Origin of the sequence: Curtobacterium sp. YR515 (assembly GCF_900113095.1) — a bacterium.
Classification (GTDB): Bacteria; Actinomycetota; Actinomycetes; order Actinomycetales; family Microbacteriaceae; genus Curtobacterium.
On sequence record NZ_FOOD01000002.1, the window covers coordinates 193,430 to 212,822 of the forward strand.

Consider the following 19,393-nt stretch of genomic DNA (forward strand, 5'->3'; position numbering starts at 1 on the left):
GGTCGGAGTGCACCGGGAGACAGTCGTCCCCCGGGTTCAGGCGTGGGCTCGCGCTGGCCCGTGCTCGTCGTCGTCGCTGGTGTCGCGGCGGCTCGTCGCGTGCTCGTCGTCGTCGGGCGGTGCCGACGGCTCGTCGCTGGCTGTGGGAGGCAGCCCTACGCGGACAGCGGTGCCGTGACGGCGGGCGCACCCCGGTGGGGGTACGGCGCGACGGCCGCGTGTGCGGGACGTGGGCGGATGCCACGTGCCCCACCGAACGGTCGTGCGTCGGGAGCGGTCCCCACGAAGAGCACGAGACCCGCACGGGCAGCCGTCGCCACGGTTCCGGTCGTCGTGTTCATCGTCACTCCAGTCGTCGTCATCGTCACCGTTGTGTCCGCGGTGCCGCCGGCCGGTGTCTGTCGTGGACACTGGGGCCGTCGGCGTGCCTGTCGCGGAGCCTTACAGACTATTCACAGTCGAACGTGGTGCGCAAGCGTTTCCCGGAGTTGCCGGTTGTTCGACTCAGTGGAAGAAGTGCCGCTCGCCCGTGAAGTACATCGTCACGCCGGCAGCCGTGGCCGCGGCGATGACCTCGTCGTCGCGCACGCTCCCACCGGGCTGGGCGACCGCACGGACGCCCGCGTCGAGGAGCACCTGCAGCCCGTCCGCGAAGGGGAAGAAGGCGTCGGAGGCCGCGACGCTGCCGGTGGCGCGCTCACCCGCACGGTTCACCGCGAGGTGGCACGAGTCGACCCGGTTCACCTGCCCCATGCCGACGCCGACGCTCGCGCCCTGGTTCGCCAGGAGGATCGCGTTCGACTTCACCGCACGGCTCGCCTTCCACGCGAAGGCGAGGTCGGCCAGGGTCTGCTCGTCGGCCGATTCGCCCGCGACGAGGGTCCACGCGGACTGGTCGAACGCGGTGAAGCGGTCGGCGTCCTGCACGAGGAACCCGCCGGAGATCTGCTTGACCTCGCGCGGGGCGAGGGCGAAGTCGGTCGGCAGCGTGAGCAGGCGGATGTTCTTCTTCCGCGAGAGGATCTCGATCGCCTCGGGGTCGAAGGCCGGCGCGACGACGACCTCGGTGAAGATGTCGGCGACCGTCTCGGCCATCTGCTTCGTGACGGGTCGGTTGGCGGCGATGACCCCGCCGAACGCCGAGAGCGGGTCGCACGCGTGCGCAGCGGCGTGCGCGGCGGCGATCGGGTCGGCCGCGTCCGCCGGGGCGATCGCGATCCCGCACGGGTTGGCGTGCTTGATGATCGCGACGGCGGGCTCGGCGAAGTCGTAGGCCGCGCGGACGGCGGCATCGGCGTCGACGTAGTTGTTGTACGACATCTCCTTGCCGTGCAGCTGCGCCGCCTGGGCGATCCCGGTGCCACCGGCGCTCGTGTACAGCGCCGCGGCCTGGTGGGCGTTCTCGCCGTACCGGAGCGTCGCCGCGAGGTCGGCGTCCACCGTCAGGTGCTCGTCGAACGACCCCGGCGTCTCGATGTCCCCGCGCGTGGTCGGTGCCGCGGCGTCCGCCACGACGTCGCTCGCGAAGTAGCCGGCGACCGCGGTGTCGTACGCGGCGGTGTGCGCGAAGGCCTGGGCGGCGAGGCGCTTCCGCAGCTCGAGCGTGGTCCCGCCGGCACGGACGGCCTCGACCACCTCGGCGTAGGACGACGGCGACACGACGATCGCGACGTTCGGGTGGTTCTTCGCCGAGGCGCGGACCATCGCGGGGCCGCCGATGTCGACGTTCTCGACCACGGTCGCGGTGTCGGCACCCGAGGCCACCGTCTCGACGAACGGGTACAGGTTGACCACCACGAGCTCGAACGGCTCGATGCCGAGGTCGGCGAGCTGCTGCTCGTGCGACTCGAGTCGGAGGTCGGCGAGGAGCCCGGCGTGCACCGACGGGTGCAGCGTCTTCACCCGGCCGTCGAGCGACTCGGGGAAGCCCGTGACGCTCGACACGTCCGTGACGGCGTACCCGGCGTCGCGGATGGTCTGCGCCGTCGAACCGGTCGACACGATCTCGACACCGGCGTCGGCGAGGGCCCCGGCGAGCTCGAGCAGGCCGGACTTGTCGCTCACCGAGATGAGCGCCCGCCGCACGGGGACGAGGTCCCGGTCGCGGTACAGGCTGGGGTCGGCTGCGTGCACGCTCATGCGCTCGGGGTGCCCTTCAGGTCGGTGGTGCCGTTGGCGATGTCGAGGATGGTCTGGATGAGCAGGCGTCGCTCGACCGGCTTGATCCGGTCGTGCAGCGTCGACTCGGAGTCGCCGGGGAGCACGGGGACCCGCTCCTGGGCGAGGATCGGACCGCTGTCGACGCCGTCGTCGACCTGGATCACGCTCGCACCGGTCTGCTCCACGCCGGCGGCCAGGGCGTCCCGCACGCCGTGGGCGCCCGGGAACTCGGGCAGGTACGCGGGGTGCGTGTTGATCACCGCGGGGCCGAACTCGGAGACGACCGCCGGCGGCAGCAGCCGCATGAGGCCCGACAGCACGAGCAGGTCCGGCGACCACGGCCGGATCTGGGCGGCGAGCTCGCGGCCCCACTCCTCGCGCGAGTCGAACCGCGAGAACGGCACCGTGAACGTCGGGATGGAGAACTCCTCGCCCAGACCGAGCCCCTCGGCGTCGCGGTCGGCACCGATGGCGACGACCCGGGCGGGGTACTCCGCGTCGAGGGTCGCCTCGAGCAGGGCCCGGAGGTTCGAGCCGGCACCGGAGATCAGGACGACCAGTTCGAGCACGGGACAACCCTACCGGGCTGCGGTCACCGGTCGTCCTTCGGGCGGCGCCACCACGGCAGCTCGTCCTCGGGGATCTGGTCCGTGGCGTCCCACCGCTGCTGCTGCACGGTCGGCGCAGACGGCACCGAGCCGCCCTCGGCACTGGCCCGGTCCTCGTGCCGGTCGCCATGACGGTCGTCGACGTCCTCGACGTCGTCGCGACCCGCGACGAACTCCTCGGTGCTCCAGGGGAACGCGGGCTGCGGCTCCGTCCCCGGCGCACGCGGCACGGCGGTGGCGGCCTCGTCCGGCTCGCGGTCGACGTCGGATCCCGTGACCCGGTCGCGCAGGTCGCCGGCGCGCTCGCGGACGCCGTCGGCCGCTCCGCGCAGGCGGTCGCGGATCGCGCCGACTCCCCCGCGGCCGGTGGCACGCGGGCGATCGGTGACGTGGTCGGCGGGCACCCGGTCGGCGGCGACGGCGTCCGTGCGGGCCCAGTCCGGCAGTGCCACGTCGGCGTCCGGGTCGCGGTCCGGTGCGGGGTCGGGTGCCGTTCGGGAGGCGCGGCTCGACTCCGCCGGGCCGCCCGCCTCGGTCTCGGTGCGGGTCGGCTCGGTCCGCGCGCTGCTGTCGGCCCCGGTCCCCGGCCCGTTCCCGCCCTCGGTGCCGTTTCCCGACCCCTGCGGGCCGCTGCCCGGGACGCGGCCCACGGTCGCATCGTCGCGGTCGTACCGCGTGGCGGCGACGCGTGCCCGATCGCCCTGCTCGGGTCCGCCGCGCCCCGGCAGACCCCGGGCGTCGCCGCCGTGGGCACCGTCGGCGCGGCCGCCGTCGGCCTGGGCATCGTCGGCGCGTGCGGCGTCGGCCGTGGTGCCGCCGTGCGTCTCCTCGACCACGAAGCGGTGCACGTCGGTGGTCCGACCGGCACCGGCACGGTCGAGTGCGGCGAGCAGCGAGCCGTCGGCAGCGGTCTCGGCGTCCATGTCCGCAGGGCCGTCGTCCGTCTCGTGCCACTGTTCCCGGGCCCACCCGCGCTCGGGCATCCGGACGAGGTCGCTGCCGGCCGCGAGCGCCACCACGGCGGGCACACCGACCTCGAGGGCCGCGAAGGCCCCGACGACCAGCGCGTGCGGACCGACGTCTGCCAGGCGGCCCGGGCCGAACGACCCCGCCGAGAGCCACGCCACGAGCCCGGTGAGCACACCGGCGACGATCCCCGCTGCGACGCCGCCGAGCGCCCGGTGCAGGGCGGAGTTCGCACTGCCGAGGGCCTGCACGAGCCGCGGACGCAGGAGGCCGCCGGCCGCGAACCCGGCCACGACCGGCACGAGGACCCAGACCAGGCCGAACGCGTGCCCGGACGCCGGGAGCGCGCCGAACACCGGCAGGCCGGGGATCGGCCCGAGCGTCGTGCCGATCGGCGACACGCTGGAACCGGTCCCGATCGCGAAGCCTGGCCCGACGAGCCACGACGTCGCCCAGCCGACGAAGTCCGGCAGGAACGCGAGCTGGCCGACCGTCAGGGCGATCCCGCCGACCACGCCGGCGTGCGACCGCTCGTACAGGGAGATGACCTCGGCGAAGGAGGCGAAGAGGAGGAAGGCGACGACGACCCCGGCGACGGCGACGACCGCAGCCGTCGCGGCGGTGCCGGCACGGAGGCCGAACGCCGCGATCGCACGCCAGGCGGTCGGGACACGGTCGAGCTGGTCGAGCACGCGCCCGGTGACCGGGTCGGCCGGGAGCCCCCGTCGCCGTCGGCACACCTCGCTCGTGACGAGTGCGGGGATCCCGAACCAGAGCGCCGGGAGGACGATCGCCTGCCAGAGCGTCGGCACGGTCGCCGCGGACCGGGACGACAGCGCGACGAGGAGCCCGAGGACGGCGACGACGCCGGTGCCGACGAGGAGCCCGGTCGTGCGGTGCTCGGTCTCGGCGAACCGGCGCCCGGCACGTCCGGCGAGCCAGGCGGTCACGAGGGCGAACCCGAGCGCCGCGAGCGTCACGTGGATCGGGTCGGTGGCGCCGCTCACGCCGGACGACTTCGCGAGCGCCGAACCGAGCACGAACGACACGTCGACCCCGTGCCCGACGAGCCACACGCTCCCCGTGGCCTTCCAGAACACGTCCCAGTCGACCTGGAGTCCGTACTCGAAGCCCCACAGGAGCGTCAGCGGCACGAGGGCGATCCCGATGCCGACGCCGACCGTCACGACCGCCTCGATCGCGGCGAGCACTGCGGTTCCCAGGCGGTTCATCGCAGCGAGGATACGTGCCGCGACCCGCTTCGTCGGGCAGCCGCGCGGGACACCGCGCAGGATCGGCCCTTGTGCGGCGGGACCGCGTGCGGCACCATTGTCATGTGATGTATCAGGGAATCAGAAGTCGGAAGCTCCAGCGTGCAGCGACGCTGGCGCTGCGCAACCTGACCACCGCGGCGCCCGTCTTCGGCGCCGCGGACGGCCCGGCGGTGAGCCTGACGAGCCACGGCCGACGCATCGCCACCGTGCACCTGGCGATCGAGAGCATCGCGGCCGGCACGGTGTTGCCGAGCCGACTCGTCCTCTGGCTCGACGACGCCGACGCCGTGGCCGACCCGCCGAAGGGTCTCCGCCGCCTCGTCCGCCGCGGCCTCGAGCTCCGGTCGACGCCCGGCTACCGGCCGCACACCAAGTACTACCCGTACGTGCAGTCCCTCCGGACCCACGACGTCCCGCTCGTCACCGCCGACGACGACCTCATGTACCCGCGCGAGTGGCTCGCCCGACTGATGTCGGCACACGCCACCGACCCGACCACGAACACGGCGCACCGCTCGCGCGAGGTCACGTTCGCCGGCGTCGGGCTCGCCCCGTACGCATCCTGGGCCGAGGTGCAGCGCGGCCCGGCCTCCCCGCGCAACCTCGCCACCGGGACCCGGGGCCACGCGATGACCCCCGAGATGCTCGAGGCGCTGCGCGACCGCCACGGCGAGTTCATGCGACTCTCCCCGGCGGCCGACGACGTCTGGCTCCACCGGGTCGCCGTCGAGACCGGGACGGCCGCGAAGGTCACCGGCGCGTTCACCCACCGCGACTTCTTGCATCTGCCGGACGGCGGTCAGACCCTCGCCTCGGCGAACGTCGACGGCTCCGGCAACGACCGGCAGATCGCCGCCGCATGGCCCGCCCACCTCGTCGACACGATGCGCGCGAGCCCGGTGCCGCTGAACGTGCCCGCCTGACCAGCGTCGAGTCCGGGCGCCCACCGATCGACCGCCGCTCAGGCAGCGGACCCGTCACGGACCTCGATCTCCCCACGCGTGCCCCACTCCGTGCGGGCGAACGTCGCGATGGCGTACCAGCGCATGACCCGCAGCACGGTGAGTCCCCAGACCGCAGCCAGCGGCGCCGTCGCGAAGGTCAGCCACCGCTGCAGGTGCCCCTGGTCGGACCGGATCACGAACACGTAGCGGAGCACGGCGGTGACGTACAACAGGACGGCCGCGAGCGCACCGCTCACGAGCGTCTCCCACCGGAAGAGCGCTCCGTCGAGGAGCAACTGCAGGAGCGTCGCGGAGGCCAGGACGTAGAGCGTCCACTTGACGAGGTGGAGCCAGTACGCGGCGCGCCCGAGCGGCAGGTACCGCATCCGCCAGATCGACCGGATGAAGGACCCGCGCATCCAGCGGACCTGCTGACGGACGTGGTGGTCGAGGGTCGCCGGCATCAGGGTGAAGGCGAAGCAGTCCTCGCGCTGCACGGCACGGCCGCGACGGAGGGCGAACAGGGTCAGCATGCTGTCGTCGGAGAACTGGACCGGCCGGCCGAGGATCGTCTTGCCGAGGTACGTGTCGAGGTTGTCCCGGATCACAGCCGCGCGGTAGAACGAACAACCGCCCGAGTTCACCATCACGGCGCGGAAGCGGGAGAACGCCGAGCGCTCGAACAGCTGGAGCCCCAGGCAGTACACGTCCATCCACCGGGCGAGCAGGCTCTGGCGGTAGTTCGTCGTGAGGATGAGCGCCGCGACCGACTGCACCCGCGGGTCGGCGAACGGCTGGAGTCCGTTGGCGATCGCCCGGTGATCGAGGATGCTGTCGCTGTCGACCGTCACGTAGACGTCGGCTCCGGGCGTGAACCGGACCCCCTCGACCTGGGCGTGACGCTTGCCCTGGTTCACGGTGCGGTGCCACACTCCACGGACGCCGACCGCTCCCGCCTCGCGCAGGAACCACGCCCGAACGACGTCGTAGTCCGCCGCTGTCGAGCCGTCGTCGACCACCACCACGGTCTGCGGGCGGCGCGTCTGCTCGAGGAAGGAGCGGAGGCACCGCCTCAGTGCTCCGGGATCCTCGTTGTAGACCGGGACGAGGACCGCGACGTCGAGCGCTGCGTGGGTCGGATCCGTCACGACGCGTCGCCGGTGTGCTCGGTCGGGCAGCACGGCGAAGAGCAGGTGCAGCCACGCGGCGACGGCGATGACGACGAACACCGCACGGGCCGGTGTGTCGAGCCCTCGGGACGCCACCGTCACCACGACCGCCGAGGCGAACAGCATGACGCCGATCGTGCCGAGCACCCGCGCGACCGGTCCGACGCGGCGGGCGCTGGGAAGGCGCTCCTCGACGGTCACGAAGCACCTCCCCGGTCGGAGTCGCCCGACCACCGTCGGGCGAAGGCGCGGAGGACCAGAGCAGCGGCGATGACGACCACCGGGGCGGAGGCGATCAGGAGCGGGAACGTTTCTTGCACCCGGCAAATCTACGACACACAACATGTCGAATATCACCAACGCTCGTCAGGAAATGCGGGAGGCGCGGTGCCAGCCGGCACCGCGCCTCCCGTCCGTCCGTCCGGACCCGCGAGCGCTACTTGCTCGCGACCACCTCGCGCAGCAGCGCCGCCGTCTCCGACGGCGTCTTGCCGACACGCACCCCGGCAGCCTCGAGCGCCTGCTTCTTCGCCTCGGCCGTCCCGGCGGAGCCGGACACGATCGCGCCAGCGTGGCCCATCGTCTTGCCCTCCGGTGCGGTGAAGCCCGCGACGTAGCCGACGACCGGCTTGGTGACGTGCGCCTTGATGTAGTCGGCCGCACGCTCCTCGGCGTCGCCGCCGATCTCGCCGATCATGACGATCGCCTCGGTCTCGGGGTCGGCCTCGAACGCGGCGAGCGCGTCGATGTGCGTGGTACCGATGACCGGGTCGCCGCCGATGCCGATGGCGGTCGAGAAGCCCAGGTCACGCAGCTCGTACATCATCTGGTAGGTCAGCGTGCCCGACTTCGAGACGAGACCGATCGGGCCCTTGCCGGTGATCGTCGCCGGGGTGATGCCGACGAGCGACTCCCCGGGGGTGATGATGCCGGGGCAGTTCGGGCCGATGATGCGGGTCTTGCCACCGAGGGCCTTGGCGTGCGCCCAGAACTCCGCGGAGTCCTGCACGGGGATGCCCTCGGTGATGACGACCACGAGCGGGATCTCGGCGTCGATGGCCTCCGTCACGGCGTCCTTCGCGAACGCCGGCGGCACGAAGACGATGGAGACGTCGGCACCGGTGGTGTCGATGGCCTCGCGCACCGAGCCGAACACCGGCAGCTCGACGTCGCCGTGGGTCACGGTGGTGCCGGCCTTGCGGGCGTTGACGCCACCGACGACCTGCGTGCCGGCCTTGAGCATGAGCGCGGTGTGCTTGGTGCCCTCGCCGCCGGTGATGCCCTGGACGATGACCTTGGAGTCCTTGTTGAGGAAGATCGACATGGTCAGTCCCTTCAGGCCGCTGCGGCGGCGAGTTCGGCGGCCTGCTCGGCCGCGTCGTCCATGGTCGCGGCGACGGTGACGAGCGGGTGCGCTGCCTCCGCCAGGATCCGCCGACCCTCTTCCACGTTGTTGCCGTCGAGGCGCACGACGAGCGGCTTGGTGGCCGCGTCGCCGAGGATGCCCAGCGCGGCGACGATGCCGTTCGCGACGGCGTCGCAGGCGGTGATGCCACCGAAGACGTTCACGAAGACGCTCTTCACCTGGGGGTCGCCGAGGATGACGTCGAGGCCGTTGGCCATGACCTCGGCCGAGGCGCCGCCGCCGATGTCGAGGAAGTTGGCGGGCTTCACGCCGCCGTGGCGCTCACCGGCGTAGGCGACGACGTCGAGCGTCGACATGACGAGTCCCGCACCGTTGCCGATCACGCCGACCTGGCCGTCGAGCTTGACGTAGTTGAGACCGTGGGCCTTCGCCTTGGCCTCGAGCGGGTCCTCGCTCGCGGTGTCCTCGAGCGCCTTGTGGCCCTCGTGCCGGAAGTCGGCGTTCTCGTCGAGCGAGACCTTGCCGTCGAGCGCGAGGATCTGGCCGTCGCCCGTGCGGACGAGCGGGTTCACCTCGACGAGGGTCGCGTCCTCGCCCTTGTAGACGTCGTAGAGCTTGACGAAGACGTCGGCGACCTGGTCCACGAGCTCCGCCGGGAACCCGGCCTGCTCGGCGATCGCACGACCGGCTGCGGCGTCGATGCCCGTCAGGGGGTCCACCTCGACGCGGGCGAGGGCCTCGGGCTTCTCGACGGCGAGCTGCTCGATCTCCATGCCGCCCTCGACGCTCGTGAGCGAGAGGTACGAGCGGTTCGCCCGGTCGAGCAGCACCGAGAAGTAGAACTCCTCGGCGATGTCCGCGCCCTGGGCGATCATGACCCTCTTGACGGTGTGGCCCTTGATGTCGAGGCCGAGGATCGCCTGGGCGTGCTCGTAGGCCTCGTCCGGGGTCTTGGCGACCTTGACGCCGCCGGCCTTGCCGCGACCGCCGACCTTCACCTGCGCCTTGACGACGACGACTCCGCCGATCTTCTCGGCCGCCGCCCTCGCCTCGTCCGGGGTGTCGGCGATGATCCCCTGCAACACGGGGACGCCGTAGGACTCGAAGAGGTCCCTGGCCTGGTACTCGAAAAGATCCACGCTGTTCTTCTTCCCGCACGTTCCGTGCGATCGGCATCGGTTACCCGGTCGCCACACTCACCATCGAGGGTCGCTCGATGTCGAGACAACGGCCGGCAGCCAGCCTAGCGCCGGCAGGTGGACGCGCGGTGCGCGCCCGTCACGTCGTGCGCGCACCCGTCGGTCGGGAGGCGCGGATCACCTCCGCCCCGCCCGATCCGCTGGGCGCACCCGTCGAACGGTCCCCCAGCGTCCGCCCGGCAGTGTGGAACGGTGAACGACGCGCTCCGTACCCGCGCCGCCGACGTGTTCGGCTGGCGCCTCCGTCCCGACCAGGAATCCGTCATCGACGCCGTGCTCGACGGGCGTGACGCGCTCGCCGTGATGCCGACCGGATCGGGGAAGTCCGCGATCTACCAGGTCGCCGGCCTCGAGCTGGACGGCGTCGTCGTCGTGGTCTCGCCCCTCGTCGCGCTGCAGGAGGACCAGGTCGTCGGACTCGAGCACCACGAGGGCGCTCCCCGCGCCGTCGCGATGAACGCCACGAGGAAGGCCCGCGCCGTCGCCGAGGCCTGGGACGCCGTCGCCGCCGGTGCGGTCGGCTACGTGTTCCTGGCGCCCGAACAGCTCGCGAAGGACGACGTGCTCGAGCGACTCCGCGACGCCGGCGTCGTGCTGCTCGCCGTCGACGAGGCCCACTGCATCTCGTCCTGGGGCCACGACTTCCGCCCGGACTACCTGGCGCTCGGCGAGGTCGCGGAGCGTCTCGGCCGTCCGCCCGTGCTCGCACTGACCGCGACCGGCTCCGCTCCGGTGCGGGACGACATCGTCGAACGGCTCGGCATGCGCGACCCGTTCGTGCTCGCGTCGGGCTTCGACCGGCCCGGCATCCGGCTCGAGGTCGTCCGGCACGCCGAGGACGCCGAGAAGCGCGCGGCCGTGGTCGAGCAGGTGGCCGAGCTCGACGGCGCCACCGTGGTCTACGTCGCCACCCGTGCGGCGACCACGGAGTACGCGGACGCGCTCGCCGCCCGGGGTCGTCGGGTCCGGCCGTACCACGCCGGCATGCCGATCCGGGAGCGGGAGGCCGTGCACACCGGGTTCCTGGACGGCGACGTCGACGTCGTGGTGGCGACCAGCGCGTTCGGCATGGGCATCGACAAGCCGGACGTCCGGTACGTCGTGCACGCCGACGTGCCCGAGTCGATCGACGCCTACTACCAGGAGATCGGGCGTGCCGGACGGGACGCCGAACCCGCCGGCGCCACCCTGCACTACCGCGCCGAGGACTTCGGCCTGCGCACGTTCTTCGCGTCCGGGGCACCGCGCCCCGCCTCGGTCCGCGCCGTGTTCGACGCCGTCCCGGCCACCGGTTCGTCGCCCCGTTCGGCGGTGGAGGAGGCCTCGGGCCTCTCCGGCCGGACCGCGGGTCGCGCGCTCAACGCCCTGCTCGACGCCCGGGCCCTGCGCGAGGACGTGGACGGGATCGCCCGGGTGCCGGACGGTCCACGGGACGCCGGCCGTGCGGCCCGTGCCGCCGCGGACCGCGCCGCCGAGCGGGAGCGGGTCGAGGAGTCCCGGATCGCGATGATGCGCCAGCTCGCCGAGACGACCGGCTGCCGGAGGCAGTTCCTGCTCGGCTACTTCGGGGACGAGCTGCCGGAACCGTGCGGGAACTGCGACACCTGTTCGTCGGGGACGGCCTACGAGGCCGCCGCACACGTCGCCGACGGCGCCAACGACACGGCCTGGCCGCCGGACGCCCGGGTCGAGCACGCCGAGTGGGGCACCGGCGTCGTGATGAGCACGGAGGAGGACCGCATCACGGTGTTCTTCGAGTCCGCCGGCTACCGCACGCTCGCGCTGGCCGACATCGAGCGGCACGACCTGCTCGAACGGCTCTGACTCGCCGGGATCGCCCGGGCGGGAAGGCGCGGTCGCTCGACCACCCGTCGGCGACCGCGCTCCACTCCCCCGAGCACCCGCGATGCTGCCCTGGCGGCGTGACCGGCAGGTGTCCCCCGGGTGAACACGACACGAAACCGGACGCCCGTCGAGGCCTGACGGGTAGGCAGGAAGCCCGCAACGGAAAGGAACCACCATGAGCGATCCCGGCATCAGCCCCGTCGACGACTTCGAGGCCCAGCAGCGTCGCGACGACGACGTCGACCGCGAGCACGTCGGCCCGTACGAGGTGGACGAGTCCGAGGAGTCCCTCGAGACCGTCACGAACGACGCCGTCGCCGGCGAGACCGTCGAGCCGCAGCCCGGTGACGGTACCGACGACGGCCCGACCGGTGGCTCGCCGCGCGAGGGTTCCCCCGACCTGTGGGAGCACGACGACGACGAGGACCGCCCCGACCTCGGGAACGACCTCGGCACGAAGCCCCTCTGACCGACGGCCCCCACGGAGCACGGCCCAGTACGATCGGGCCGTGCTCCGTCGCGTCCAGGACAGTGTCCGCAGCATGCCCGCCGTGGCTCGGCTGCTGGCCCTCGCATCGCTCCTGCTCGTCGCGGCCGCGGCGCACACGGGTGTCCGGTCCGGTGTGACCGACTGTGGTCCGGGCACGTACGGACCGCCGTGCGGCACGAACGTGCTCTGGGTGCCGCTGGTCGTCGCCGGGGTGCTGCTCGCGGTGGTCGCCGGATCGCCGAGCCACCTCTGGCCGCTCCCGGCGATCTGGCTGGTCGCCGTCCTGGTCGCCGCCGCGACGGGGCAGGTCGGGAGCGCGGCGTTCCTCGTCGCCGCCCTGGTGGGCGGGACGCTCGCGCTCGCCGCTGCCATCGTGATCGACGTGTTCCCCCGCCTCCGCGCCGGACGGCGCGGGCCACGACCGTGAGCGGTCGCCGGACGGGAGGAACGGGGCCGGGCCCGCGCCGTCCCTCCAGTCCGTCCGTGGGCGGGGTCCCGGAACGCGACCTGCGTCGGTTCCTCGCCGACAGCACGCCCGTGGCCGCCGGAGGCCGCGCCATCCTGCTCCAGATCGCCGACCCCGTGGTCGCAGCGGGGGTCCGCCGGCACTCGGACTTCGCTCGACGGCCGCAGCAACGGCTCGCCCACACCCTCACGTTCGTGTACGCGGTGGTGGTCGGCACCGACGCCGACGCTGCCGTCGCGGCCGGCTTCGTGGACCGCGCCCACCGGCCGGTCGCCGGAGCCGACGACGTGGACCGGCAGCTCTGGGTGGCCGCGACCCTGTACGACTCCGCGATGCGCGCCCACGAGCTGTTCGGCACGCCAGCGGGACCCGCGCTGGCCGAACGCGTGCTCGACGCCTACGCCCCGATCGGCACCGCGCTGCGCGTGCCGGCGGACCGTTGGCCGGCGACCGTCGCCGACTTCGACCGCTACTGGACCGGCACACTCGCCGGGCTCCGCGTCACCGACGACGCCCGCGGCGTCGTGCGCGACCTGCTGCACCCCCGGTTCGCGCCGCTGTGGGTGCGGGCCGCGATGCCGCTCGTGCGGGTCGTCACCGTCGGGATGCTCCCGGACGCCCTCCGGTCGCAGTACGGCTTCGCGTGGGGGCCGCGCGAACAGCGGCGCTTCCGGCGGACCGTGCGCCGGGTACGGGTCGCACGGGCGATCCTGCCCGGGTGGCTGCTGCGGCTGCCGGGGCCGCTGCTCCTGCGGACGATGCGGCGGTACGCGGGCGGGGGTCAGCCGGCGAGGACCCGGACGGCGTAGTCGCCGACCATCACCACGTCACCGGGTCGGGCCACGACCTGCGCGCCACCGACGCTCGGCTCCTGCGCCCCGGACGCCCGGACCACCACCGTGCCGTTCGCGGAGCCGAGGTCCTCGACCACGAGCCCACCGTCGCCCGTCGGCCGGATCGCGGCGTGCTCGCGCGACACCGAACGACCCGGGTCGTCGAGCAGCACCGCACGCCGTCCGGGCGCCGTCTGGACCTTGCGCCCCAGGACCACCGGCTGGTCGAGCGGCACCACGTTGCCCGGTGCCACCTCGAGCACGAGCCGCGGCACCACGCCGATCGTGGGGAGCGGCTGGTCGGTGTGCACCACGGCGTCCGGCTCGCGGTCGGACACCGGTGCGCTCGGCAGCACCCACGCCCGCGACAGGTGACCGGCCTGTCGATCGCGCTCGACCTCGGCGTGGGTGACGACCGGACGCTCCGGTGTCCCCTCGTCCTTGCGACGTCGTGCCACGGTGTACCCCTCGTTCTGGTTCTTGTCCCCACCTGGTGCGAGATGCAACGGAATCAAGTATCGTCGAACCGCCGGGGGGCTCCCGGTACATCAAATACCGCATCGGGAGGGTATGCACATGGCAAACGTCAACGTCACCTACGACGATCTCCGCAACCAGGCTTCGCAGCTGCGCAACGGCCAGAAGTCCATCGAGGACCAGCTGAGCCAGCTCAAGAGCCAGATCGACAACCTCGTGTCGTCGGGCTACGTCACCGACAAGTCGTCCAAGGCGTTCGACGCGACGTACTCGGAATTCAACTCCGGCGCGACGCAGACGATCCAGGCGATCGACGGCATGGCCGGGTTCCTCGAGAGCGCGGCGAACACGCTCGAGTCGACGGACGAGCAGCTCGCTTCGAGCATCGGCTAGTCAGGACCAGCACGACGGTGGCCGGCGCCTGGGGGTGCCGGCCACCGCTCTCGCCGCAGGGGCGGCGTCGAACGACCAGCAGCAGTAGGAATCCACCGGGGGAACCGTGGCCGGCACCATCAAGCTCGATCTCGACCTGATCGGGAATCTCGCATCCGACCTCTCGAGGCTGCACGGCGACTTCCAACACGTCGCCTCTGCCGCATCCGACTACAAGACCGGCATCGGCTCGATGACGGTCGGCAGTGCGATCGACGACTTCGCCGGCAACTGGGACATCCGGCGCGGGCGCCTCCAGGAGTCGATCAAGGCCGTGGCCGAGATGGCCGAGAGCGCGCACGACGGCTTCACCCAGACCGAGGTCGAGCTCGCGAACAAGATCCTCGGGAAGGACAGCTGATGGCACGGCCCAGCGACTGGAGCGCCGTCGACATGCAGCTCGACCCGGTGCCCGGCGACCCGGCCGAGATCCGGCAGTCCGCCTCCGGTGCCCGTTCGATCGAGCAGGCCATCGCCGAGCAGGTCAACCGCCTCAACAGCCTGAAGGACGGCGAGGGCTGGGAGAGCGAGTCGGGGACGAAGTTCCGCGACTCCGCCGGAGACCTCGCCGGCGCCATCGAGAAGGCCAAGGGCCGCTACACCGAGCTCGCCGCCGCGCTCGACCAGTGGGCGGACGGGCTCGAGGGGCTCCAGCGCGAGGCCGACGCAGCCCTGCTGCAGGCGCAGGATGCGCGAGACGCGCACCGCGCTGCGGCGAACCAGACCATCACGGCCGAGGCCGACAGTCCGGAACACCAGGACCAGGTCGACGCGCAGGACCGGGCGCTGAGTGCGGCGCAGGGCGACATCGACGCGGCGAAGGCGATCATCCACCGGCTCGCCGGGCCCTTCGGCGAAGAGGGCGAGTACGGGGAGCTGGCCGGTCGGGTCGCCGATCGCATCCGACAGGGCGCGGACGACGGGCTGAAGGACGGCTGGTTCGACCACGTGAAGCAGGCCATCCACGGGGCGCGCGGCGTGCTCAACGTCATCAAGGATGCGCTCGACGCCGTCGGCGCCGTCCTCCTGGTCGTCACCGTGGTCGCGGCCATCTTCTTCCCCGTGGCGCTCCCGGTGATCGCCGCCATCGGGCTCGCTGTGGCCGGCGCGAAGCTGCTGATCACGGCAACGCAGGCGGTGGCGGGTGACGCGAGCGCGGGGGACGTCGGCAAGGACGCCCTCGGCTTCGCACTGGCCGGGGTCGGGTTCGGTGCCGCCAAGTACGCCAGCTCCGCGATGGGGCTGCTGCGGGGCGCAGTGGGAGAGACACGTGCAGCATCGGCTGCCGCTGCGGCGCGAAACGCGAACGCCGGAGTGGGCGGCGAGCTGAGTGCGTTCCTCCGGGGTGGCGATGCCGGCATCCGGGAGGCAGAAGCGGTCGGACGGAAGCCCCTCACGGCGTTGCTCGACACGTACGTGACCGGCGGTCTGATGGAGACCGCTCAGGTCCTCAAGCTCGCGCCGGATTCCGCCCTCGCACGCGAGGCAGCGACGCGCGCAGCGCTGGCCAACGGTGTCGTCGCCGGCTCCGGACTTCCCGGTCTCCCGGATCTGCCGGAACCCGTGGTGAACGTCGTCTCCGCCGCCACGGACTGGAACGGGTACTGGAAGTCGAAGAGCGAGATCCACGTCGGTTCCCTGTGACGCAGTACCGAGTCCTCTTGCCCGACGGGTGGTACCGGTACCCGGTCGACGGCGATCCGAAGCGCGCTTCGCGAGCGTTCGCCGATCGTCACCTGGTCCTCCGCGGTGGGGACGACCCGACGGCTGTGGAGGCACGGCGCCGCGCGCGCGACGACATCCGCTCCGCCTTCGGCACGATGGCGAACGCGGGGACGACAGACCTGTACTTCTTCGACGGCCAGTTCGGCGGAGTACCGATGAACATGTTGTTCACGGTCGGTGTGGTCTACCTCGGACCGACGATCGCCGATCTCGAACTCCGTGCGGTCGCTCCGGTGCTCGGTGCATCGACGACGCTCACGGAGTTGCCCGTGGGGGAAGCACTCCGGGCGCGGTCCGAAGGAGAGATCGACGGAGGAGGATCGCTGCCGGCGTCGCTCCCCGGTGACATCGCCGCGGCGTTCCTCGCTGCATCGGGATCAGGCGGGCCAGCGAGGACGACTCGCGTGGACTACCTCCTGCCGGTGCCGCAGGAGCACGGCTCCTTCGCGCTGATCTCGTTCCAGTGCGCGGGCGATCCGTTCGTGGACGAGCGCGTTGCACACTTCGACATCCTGATGACCGGCTTCGCCTGGGACGGCGGGCGATGAAGTTCACATGGCCACCGACCGACACGCTCCGTCCACTCGACCTCGAAGCGCATCGTCGTGATCCCTCGAGTGCGCCGACGATCATCAGACTCCTCAACGAAACGGATGCAGCAGCAGCCTGGACGGTCCTCGAGGACTCGCGCGAGGTCGGCTGGGTCGCCGTCCGCACGGCCCCGCTCGACGGCCGTCCCGCCGGGGTCGCCCGGGCTGGCCTCCGTGCGCCTGATCCGATCTGGCCGATCGAGGAATCGATGCTCCCCACGAGCAGCGGCGACGCGCTGCGACTGGTCCAACGCCTCGCGCTGGAACGGCCGGACGGCGCAGCCTTCGTCGTGGTCCAAGCATCGTGGTCCTGGGTCGTGGGTGACGAGCTCGTCGTCCTCTCATCGAGCAGCGCCGAACCCGCACTCGCCGAGCTGTTGATCGCACGCATCGACGCCCTCGCTGCGAAGATCGTCATCGATGCTTGAAACCCTTGCCCGCCCTGCTGCGTCGAGCGACCGGGCGGCCGCTGCGACCAGTGCCATGCGGCTCGTCATCGACGAGCGAGATCGGCTCGTCGTCCTCGACCAGGGCGGTGAACGAACGACGACGGACACCGTCGCCCGCGCCTGGTTCCTGAACGGCGACGTCCTCCCGAGGCACCTCGCGCCCACAGCCAGCAACGGCGCCGTGCTGATCGAGGACGTGAGCGGCAGCCTCTACCTCGTTCCGATCGACGATTGGTGGATGGCTCCCGTCTCCATCGTGCCGAAGGAACTCGCACTCCGCTCGAGCGGTCTCTCCGCGTTGCTCGATCGTTTCGGCACCGATGATCCACCGCCCGGCCACTTCGCCTCGGCCCACGTCCTGACACCCACGGATGAGCGGCGACGCCGCAGGAGTCAGAAGATCCTGGTCGTCGTCATCCTGCTCGGACTCGGCGCATTCCTGACGGATGCATTCGGCCCGATCGTGCTGGCGATGACCCGCACCCCCGACGCCCCGGCCTTCGGATGGATCTCGGCCGGTGCAGCCGCCGCCAACGCATTGGTGGTGCTGGTCGTCGCCGCAGGGCGCAGGCGTCGACCCAGGAGCGCCGACGCGCCGGCACTCCGGCCCGTGGCCGGCCCCTCCTGGTTCCGCAACGCGGCGTCGATCAGCGCGGACGACCAGGGTCTCGTCCTCGTCGACGGGCAGGGCATCGCGCAACGGTTGGCAACACCGGATCGGCATCTCGGGCCGGATGCCCTGGTGCGCGCGGCGTTCGTGCACGACGAGGACCCTCGAGTGCTGCTCATCGACGGAACGGACACCGTCCGCGCGCAGTTGCCGCTGCGTCTGTGGGCGCCGTCGCCGGACGAGGCACTCGTCCTCCGAGAGTTCCTGCAGCGTCTCGGTGTCCTTACCGTCGCATCCGACGATCTGCGCAACCAGCCCGCGCTCGCGCTTGACGAGATGCGCAGCAGCCGCGTCGGCCCGTCGTCGCTGATGCTGCCGAACGTCCTGGGCGCCGTACCCGCGTACCCGTTCCTCGCATCGTCGGCCTTCACGACGGTCGTGCTCGCCGGGGCTCGGTCGGCGGGCCCCGGGGACACCGCGACGATCGTCACGGCGCTGTTCGCCGCCATCGCGGTCGCAACGGTCGCCGCGGTCTTCGTCGTCGAATCGAGTTCGCGCCTCCCCGTCGCTCGCATCCGTCCGGAACAGCACGGACGTCCGGACCAGCCAGCGCTCACCCGACGCCACCTCGTCGCTGTGGGCATCCCGCTCATCGGAGCAGCTGTCGCCGTCTGGTACTTCGAGCAGGGCAACATCTTCTCTGCGACCAGCATCCTGCTCCTGGTGCTCGCCGTCCCACTGGTCTCGTGGCTGACGTTCCGTCGCCGTCGCGCAGAGCGGGGAAAGGCACCGGTCTGGCTCGGACGGTGGATCGTGATCGGAGCCCCGAGAGGAGACGAATGACTCGCCTGCTGTGGAACTACAACCGCGCGTGGACGCTGCTCGACGACGAGGGTGAGGTCGACGAGGTCACCGACGCAGCGGTGGAGCATGCGCTCGCGCAGGCGAAGCAGCGGCCGAAGCGTCGAGAACGCACGGTGCTCCGAACGGTCGTGCGTGACATCGCCGCCTTCCAGACCGCGGCGAAGGCGGAGACCTGCTTCGTGCTCTCGACCACGGCGCCGACGGTCCGAGCGATCGCGTACACGGTCGTGCACACCGTCGCCGGTGTCGACCGCGCGGACACGTTCATCGACGACGCTCGTGCACCGCGGGCGTCCGGCATCGGCGACGCCAGTGTCGGGACACTCGACCTGCCCGTCGGCCGTGCAACGCTCGTGGAGATGCGGGAACGCAGCACCGGCGGCCGGGGGCGGCCGGTGATGCAGGTCGTTCGTGCGATCATCCCCATCGTCGACGGCTTGAACGAGCTCACGGTGGTCGTGTCCTTCTTCGTCCCGGACGAGAACGACAGCGCCCTCGCTCGGCCCATGCTCGATGAGCTCCTCCGCGACCTGCGCATCGACTGGGGGTGAGCGTCATCGGCGGGGCGGAGACGGTCGCCCACGCGGCCGTGCTGAGCGACCGACGCGCCGCGCGGGGTCAGGTGGAGTCACTCGCTGTCGTGGACGACCGCTTGTACGGCGTGCGGTCGACGGGCCACCTCGCGCTCACCGGGCGGATCGTGGCCGCTTGGGCCCTCGACTGGTCGGACGTCCCGCGCTCGATCGTCGCGAGTCCCGGCAACGGAGCCGTCGCGATCCGCGACGAGCACGGACGCGAGTTCATCGTGCCGATCGACGACTGGTGGATCACGCCGTCGAGCCCGACGCTCTTGTCCACCGCACTCGATTCGAGCGGTCTCGCGTTGCTGATCCAGCGGTACGGAGCATCGGCAACGCTCAACGGAA

Annotated in this window: 22 protein-coding genes; 12 read left to right on the plus strand and 10 right to left on the minus strand. The window is 72.0% G+C overall.

Features of this window, described 5'->3' with window-relative positions; genetic code table 11:
* Positions 1-155: 155 nt before the first annotated feature.
* The 4 genes from BM028_RS05655 to BM028_RS05670 all read right to left on the minus strand — a co-directional run bounded on the left by BM028_RS05655 (position 156) and on the right by BM028_RS05670 (position 4,966).
* Complete coding sequence (locus tag BM028_RS05655; protein WP_139199214.1) at positions 156-362, minus strand: hypothetical protein; 207 nt, start codon at positions 360-362, stop codon at positions 156-158.
* Between the two features lie 142 nt (positions 363-504).
* A complete protein-coding gene (purH, locus tag BM028_RS05660) occupies positions 505-2,139 on the minus strand; it encodes a bifunctional phosphoribosylaminoimidazolecarboxamide formyltransferase/IMP cyclohydrolase (RefSeq protein ID WP_092385192.1) in 1,635 nt (544 codons plus the stop codon).
* Positions 2,136-2,729 (minus strand): phosphoribosylglycinamide formyltransferase, encoded by a 594-nt coding sequence (purN, locus tag BM028_RS05665; RefSeq protein ID WP_070417751.1) that lies wholly within the window; start codon positions 2,727-2,729, stop codon positions 2,136-2,138. The genes purH and purN overlap by 4 nt, the downstream gene beginning before the upstream one ends.
* A gap of 23 nt (positions 2,730-2,752) precedes the next feature.
* On the minus strand, positions 2,753-4,966 hold the full coding sequence (locus tag BM028_RS05670) for a cell division protein PerM (protein ID WP_092385194.1): 2,214 nt from the start codon (positions 4,964-4,966) through the stop codon (positions 2,753-2,755).
* A 107-nt stretch (positions 4,967-5,073) separates the two neighbouring features.
* On the opposite strand from BM028_RS05670, the gene BM028_RS05675 reads away from it, so the two are divergent.
* Positions 5,074-5,931: a glycosyltransferase family 2 protein gene (locus tag BM028_RS05675; RefSeq protein WP_139219755.1), complete on the plus strand. Its 858-nt coding sequence runs from the start codon at positions 5,074-5,076 to the stop codon at positions 5,929-5,931.
* 38 nt (positions 5,932-5,969) lie between these two features.
* Here the strand turns inward: BM028_RS05675 and BM028_RS05680 are convergent, their stop codons facing one another.
* The 4 genes from BM028_RS05680 to sucC all read right to left on the minus strand — a co-directional run bounded on the left by BM028_RS05680 (position 5,970) and on the right by sucC (position 9,626).
* Positions 5,970-7,322: a glycosyltransferase family 2 protein gene (locus BM028_RS05680; RefSeq protein ID WP_175496005.1), complete on the minus strand. Its 1,353-nt coding sequence runs from the start codon at positions 7,320-7,322 to the stop codon at positions 5,970-5,972.
* Positions 7,319-7,441: a hypothetical protein gene (locus BM028_RS18845; RefSeq protein WP_302847556.1), complete on the minus strand. Its 123-nt coding sequence runs from the start codon at positions 7,439-7,441 to the stop codon at positions 7,319-7,321. The genes BM028_RS05680 and BM028_RS18845 overlap by 4 nt, the downstream gene beginning before the upstream one ends.
* Before the next feature lie 116 nt (positions 7,442-7,557).
* The gene (gene sucD / locus BM028_RS05685) at positions 7,558-8,445 is read right to left on the minus strand and encodes a succinate--CoA ligase subunit alpha (protein ID WP_070417748.1); all 888 of its coding nucleotides are present in this window, start codon (positions 8,443-8,445) and stop codon (positions 7,558-7,560) included.
* An 11-nt stretch (positions 8,446-8,456) separates the two neighbouring features.
* Positions 8,457-9,626 (minus strand): ADP-forming succinate--CoA ligase subunit beta, encoded by a 1,170-nt coding sequence (sucC, locus tag BM028_RS05690; RefSeq protein ID WP_070417747.1) that lies wholly within the window; start codon positions 9,624-9,626, stop codon positions 8,457-8,459.
* A gap of 252 nt (positions 9,627-9,878) precedes the next feature.
* Between sucC and BM028_RS05695 the strand changes: the two genes are divergently transcribed.
* From BM028_RS05695 to BM028_RS05710, 4 genes are all read left to right on the plus strand, one after another.
* Entirely contained in the window at positions 9,879-11,510 is a 1,632-nt protein-coding gene (locus BM028_RS05695) for a RecQ family ATP-dependent DNA helicase (RefSeq protein ID WP_092385201.1), read from the plus strand.
* 196 nt (positions 11,511-11,706) lie between these two features.
* Complete coding sequence (locus BM028_RS05700; protein ID WP_070417745.1) at positions 11,707-12,000, plus strand: hypothetical protein; 294 nt, start codon at positions 11,707-11,709, stop codon at positions 11,998-12,000.
* A gap of 40 nt (positions 12,001-12,040) precedes the next feature.
* Entirely contained in the window at positions 12,041-12,448 is a 408-nt protein-coding gene (locus tag BM028_RS05705; RefSeq protein WP_092385203.1) for a hypothetical protein, read from the plus strand.
* Between the two features lie 56 nt (positions 12,449-12,504).
* Complete coding sequence (locus tag BM028_RS05710) at positions 12,505-13,296, plus strand: oxygenase MpaB family protein (protein WP_092385205.1); 792 nt, start codon at positions 12,505-12,507, stop codon at positions 13,294-13,296.
* Here BM028_RS05710 and BM028_RS05715 read toward each other — a convergent pair.
* Positions 13,269-13,826 carry an FHA domain-containing protein gene (locus tag BM028_RS05715; protein WP_175473636.1) on the minus strand — a complete coding sequence of 186 codons (558 nt, stop codon included), beginning with the start codon at positions 13,824-13,826 and terminating at the stop codon, positions 13,269-13,271. The two genes, BM028_RS05710 and BM028_RS05715, sit on opposite strands and share 28 nt — an antisense overlap.
* Before the next feature lie 70 nt (positions 13,827-13,896).
* Between BM028_RS05715 and BM028_RS05720 the strand changes: the two genes are divergently transcribed.
* The 7 genes from BM028_RS05720 to BM028_RS05750 all read left to right on the plus strand — a co-directional run bounded on the left by BM028_RS05720 (position 13,897) and on the right by BM028_RS05750 (position 19,018).
* Entirely contained in the window at positions 13,897-14,190 is a 294-nt protein-coding gene (locus tag BM028_RS05720) for a WXG100 family type VII secretion target (protein WP_070417742.1), read from the plus strand.
* A gap of 106 nt (positions 14,191-14,296) precedes the next feature.
* Positions 14,297-14,590 (plus strand): hypothetical protein, encoded by a 294-nt coding sequence (locus BM028_RS05725; protein ID WP_070417741.1) that lies wholly within the window; start codon positions 14,297-14,299, stop codon positions 14,588-14,590.
* A complete protein-coding gene (locus tag BM028_RS05730) occupies positions 14,590-15,873 on the plus strand; it encodes a WXG100 family type VII secretion target (protein ID WP_092385207.1) in 1,284 nt (427 codons plus the stop codon). Before BM028_RS05725 ends, BM028_RS05730 begins: the two co-directional genes overlap by 1 nt.
* A gap of 17 nt (positions 15,874-15,890) precedes the next feature.
* Positions 15,891-16,502, plus strand: a complete 612-nt coding sequence (locus BM028_RS05735) for a hypothetical protein (RefSeq protein ID WP_139219757.1) — start codon at positions 15,891-15,893, stop codon at positions 16,500-16,502.
* On the plus strand, positions 16,499-16,972 hold the full coding sequence (locus BM028_RS05740) for a hypothetical protein (RefSeq protein WP_092385211.1): 474 nt from the start codon (positions 16,499-16,501) through the stop codon (positions 16,970-16,972). Before BM028_RS05735 ends, BM028_RS05740 begins: the two co-directional genes overlap by 4 nt.
* Positions 16,965-18,446 carry a hypothetical protein gene (locus tag BM028_RS05745; protein ID WP_139219758.1) on the plus strand — a complete coding sequence of 494 codons (1,482 nt, stop codon included), beginning with the start codon at positions 16,965-16,967 and terminating at the stop codon, positions 18,444-18,446. Before BM028_RS05740 ends, BM028_RS05745 begins: the two co-directional genes overlap by 8 nt.
* Positions 18,443-19,018 carry a hypothetical protein gene (locus BM028_RS05750; RefSeq protein ID WP_092385215.1) on the plus strand — a complete coding sequence of 192 codons (576 nt, stop codon included), beginning with the start codon at positions 18,443-18,445 and terminating at the stop codon, positions 19,016-19,018. The genes BM028_RS05745 and BM028_RS05750 overlap by 4 nt, the downstream gene beginning before the upstream one ends.
* 67 nt (positions 19,019-19,085) lie before the next feature.
* On the opposite strand, the gene BM028_RS18175 is transcribed toward BM028_RS05750, so the two are convergent.
* Positions 19,086-19,325, minus strand: a complete 240-nt coding sequence (locus BM028_RS18175) for a hypothetical protein (RefSeq protein WP_139219759.1) — start codon at positions 19,323-19,325, stop codon at positions 19,086-19,088.
* Between the last annotated feature and the right edge of the window lie 68 nt (positions 19,326-19,393).